Source organism: Borreliella spielmanii (assembly GCF_014201705.1).
GTDB lineage: Bacteria > Spirochaetota > Spirochaetia > Borreliales > Borreliaceae > Borreliella > Borreliella spielmanii.
Genome location: NZ_JACHFA010000020.1, coordinates 1 through 3,585, shown reverse-complemented (window position 1 = coordinate 3,585; position 3,585 = coordinate 1). Strand labels below are relative to the sequence as shown.

Sequence of the window (3,585 nt, the reverse complement as noted above, 5' to 3'; positions counted from 1 at the left end):
ACTTTTTGATAATCTTTTAGTAGTTTAAGAATAAAATCTGTGTTGTTGTTATTTAAATTAAGATAATTATTAAAGTCCATAAAGTCCTCTTTTTATAAGTGTTACTTTTAAATTAAGTAAAAGTAATAAAAATATATAAAAATTGCAGTTTACATTTTACCAAAAACTTAAAATTTTAGTCAAATTTTGAGGCTTCTCATTGTATGTGGAATTTAGGATGTAGAGTGGCTATATTGGGCAGAAGTGGTAGTTTTTAAGGGTGGCACACAAGAAAGACTATATACTTTGTGTGATATATAGCAAAGACTCCGAAATTTAATTTGTATGTGTTTTATGATCATTTGTAATGACCCCATCATTTGCAATGGAGAGATTTCTGGGAGTTGGTTAAAATTACATTTGAGTTTTGTTACTTTGTAATTCAAAATGTAACAAAATTAATTATTTAAATCTTTAAAAAATTGTATTTATTAGAGATTGTGTTATGTTTAGCCTTACGGAGTAACTTATGAATAAAAAAATAAATAAGAAAATGTTTGTTATTTGTACTGTTTTTGCATTGATAAGTTCTTGCAAGAATGATACAAGTGGTGAAGATTCAGAACAAAACGCAAAAGGAAAAGTTGGAGGATTATTAGAGCCAAAAAAAGAAGAGTTGGTTGGCGGTTTAAAAACCCCTGGAGCAGAAGTTTCTTCAAAAGTTAAAGAATTAATGCAAGCTGATAGACCACAAGGGCAAGTAGCTCAAGATCAAGGCGTTGTTGAGGATCTAGAATTAAAAGAGATTGAAAAACAAATTAAAGAATTAAAGGATAAAATAGATGAAAAAGATAAAGAAAAACTTAAACATGAATTAAAAGAAATTGAAGATAGATTGGAAAATAAAAAAGAAAATAGAAAACAAAAAGCAGAAATAAGTAACGAAAAATCAACGAAACTATCTAAAGAAAATCTTGAACGTATACTCGTATCAATCCCTCAACTATCTAAAGAGAATCTTGAGCTTGGACTTACTTCCATATTGAACCTTATTGATATATTTTCTGGATTAAAAAATGAATTTGGGGAAATTGCACATAAAGGATTCTTTTTAGTTTATGAGCTGTATTCCCATTACACATTAATCTATAAAGCAAATATAAAAAATGACAATATATCAAGATCATTAAACCCAACATTAACTTTAATAAATCAAAAAATCAATAACTTAATTGAGTCGGTTAATTCTAATTCTGATGAAAAAATTTTAAAAATATCTAATGATCTGAAATTTGATGAAGAGGGAACACCTATTTATAAAAAAAAAGAAAGATTATATGTAAAATAAAAAATGAAATATAGTGCCGAAAGATACCTTAATTAAACAGAGCTAACAATTAGCCCTGTTTAATTATTTAAGTTAATACTGTTGAAATTTAGATAATAAAGTTAGGAGGGGATATGAGAAAAGTAAGTTTATTAATATTTTTATTTAGTTTTAGTTTAAATGCTTTTATGAGTAAAGAAGATATAGATAAAAATAACGCAAAAGCTAAAAAATCTTTTTCTGAAGAAGATTTTAATTTAATTAATAAAAGACTAGATAATTATGGTTTTGAAAATGAGTATGCTAAAAGCAAATTTTTATCTGATAATGCTCCCGAAATTAGAGGATATTTAAGAAAAATTGGGATTAAAGAAAAAAGTGTTTTCTTAGACGCTCTTGATGTTACAGGAGGTCTCATAAAAAATAAATTTATAATAAGTGTTTTTGGAGACTTTATGCTTTTTGGAATAAAGGGCCTTATAGATGGACTTCCAGATTCAATTTTTGATTATTTAATACAACTAGATTCTGATAAAATTGACTATGCTGAGAAATATGGAGAGAAAGCTAGAGAAAAGTTTAGAGAATCTTATTATAAAGACAAAGTAAGAACAGTAAAACAGATTTTAAAACAAATTTTGGTTGATTTGCCCAAAGATTAGGTTTTAAAAATAGCGTAAATGGTTTTTGATAGTAAAAATTATGAAAAACAAGACTAATTGATAGTCTTGTTTTCTTATTTAAGTTATATTTTTCAAGGAGTAAAAGTGAAGAAATTATTATTCAAGATATTGTTTGTTTTTATTATATTTGTATCTAATATTTATGGAAATTCTTTGGATGATGTAGTTATTAAAAATAATAAAAAAGCGATTGAATTTTTAGATGACATCTTAAAAGATAAGAATTATATAAAAGTACTTAATACTTATCCAGATGAAAGAATAGAAAATCCAAATTATGATTATAATTATAAGGAAAATATGATAGATACAATCATACAAGGGTTGAAATCATATAGTGATGGTACATCTATGAAATTTTTAATCCATTTTTATGGTTTCCCTAAAAAGCTTGAACATTTGCCAGAAGAAAAACGTTATAGTGAAGTTGAAAGATTTAGATTGTTTACTTTTATGGAGTTACATTGTCTTCATAATTGTATTATGAATTCTGAGAAGAAGTGTTTTAATGACTTTTACTCAAATTTTTTAGTATATATTAAGGATTTAAATAAAAGGTATAAAATACAATAAATTAGTGAACCGCTATTTCCATAAACTTTGATTTAGAAATAACAGTTCATTTAAGAAATGGTTTTTAATAGTAAAAATTATGGAAAACAAGACTAATTGATAGTCTTGTTTTTATTTATGAGCATTAAGTTCGCTAAAATGTTTGGTTAAAGTTTTATATTAAACATTTTTCAGCAGTTATTGTATTTCCTCCTTTGCTAAAATTTTAGCATATATATGTAAGGAAATTATAAGTTTATGTTAATAAGTGAAAAGGTGTTGTTTAGATATTATGTTTTTGCTATATTATTATATAGATAATATGTATGCTAATAAAGTTTCAGATTTTTATGATAATTTAGATAGGGAAACAAAAAAGGAAATACACATCGCTTATGAAATAATAAATGACCCTTTAGGACCACCCACAAAAGAATTTATTAAAAGGGTTTTAAAAGATAGATATCTAATAGAAAAATATAGAAGTTCCAAAAATGTTGAGATTAATTATAGCTACAAGGAAGGAATAGTAGAAAAATGTTTGGAAAAATTAGGAGAAGATAAGTCCATCGATTTTTTATTTTTAGTTAGTTCTATTTTTTATAAGATAATACGAAAAGTATCGAAACGAAACCAACTACATGCGATTGAAGAATTTAAAGATATGTTATTTATGAGCATACACTACTATGACAAGGAAATTTTCACAAGTAATAATTTTATGCATGAAGTGCAATATTTTTACAAACTTACAAAGTCAAGGTTTGTCAAAATGCAATAAATTAGTAAACTACTGTTCTTAAATCAATAAAAGCCAATAAATATTAAACACCCGTCAATAGGTATAAAGAAGTTATCAGTTTGTGTTAACAATTTGTTAAATTGCTTTACTATTTAGAGTAACAATTTGTTAACTTTGTTACTTTGGGGCAATGCTTTTGAAGAAAGTTAAAAGATCTTTTGATGATTATGTTGCATATTTTAGACAAGGCTCACTAAATGATAAAGAAATAGCAGCTAGACTTGGAGTTTCTAGAGTAAATG

At 25.4% G+C, this 3,585-nt stretch carries 5 protein-coding genes; all 5 read left to right on the top strand.

The window, feature by feature from the left end:
* Positions 1-973 precede the first annotated feature (973 nt).
* Positions 974-1,327 carry a BlyB family putative holin accessory protein gene (locus HNR35_RS05595; RefSeq protein WP_183224512.1) on the top strand — a complete coding sequence of 118 codons (354 nt, stop codon included), beginning with the start codon at positions 974-976 and terminating at the stop codon, positions 1,325-1,327.
* A 113-nt stretch (positions 1,328-1,440) separates the two neighbouring features.
* On the top strand, positions 1,441-1,968 hold the full coding sequence (gene eppA / locus HNR35_RS05590) for an exported protein A EppA (protein ID WP_183224510.1): 528 nt from the start codon (positions 1,441-1,443) through the stop codon (positions 1,966-1,968).
* Between the two features lie 105 nt (positions 1,969-2,073).
* On the top strand, positions 2,074-2,562 hold the full coding sequence (locus tag HNR35_RS05585) for a hypothetical protein (RefSeq protein ID WP_183224507.1): 489 nt from the start codon (positions 2,074-2,076) through the stop codon (positions 2,560-2,562).
* 301 nt (positions 2,563-2,863) lie between these two features.
* Positions 2,864-3,322: a DUF643 domain-containing protein gene (locus HNR35_RS05580; protein WP_236845803.1), complete on the top strand. Its 459-nt coding sequence runs from the start codon at positions 2,864-2,866 to the stop codon at positions 3,320-3,322.
* 157 nt (positions 3,323-3,479) lie between these two features.
* Positions 3,480-3,585, top strand: a 106-nt coding sequence (locus HNR35_RS05575; RefSeq protein ID WP_183224503.1) for a DUF603 domain-containing protein, incomplete at its 3' end; no start/stop codon positions are given.

What these genes read in the sequence shown, in the direction of transcription:
- eppA (WP_183224510.1), top strand. Translation starts at nt 1,441, where the DNA reads ATGAGAAAAGTAAGTTTATTAATATTTTTATTTAGTTTTAGTTTAAAT.
- HNR35_RS05580 (WP_236845803.1), top strand. Translation starts at nt 2,864, where the DNA reads ATGTATGCTAATAAAGTTTCAGATTTTTATGATAATTTAGATAGGGAA.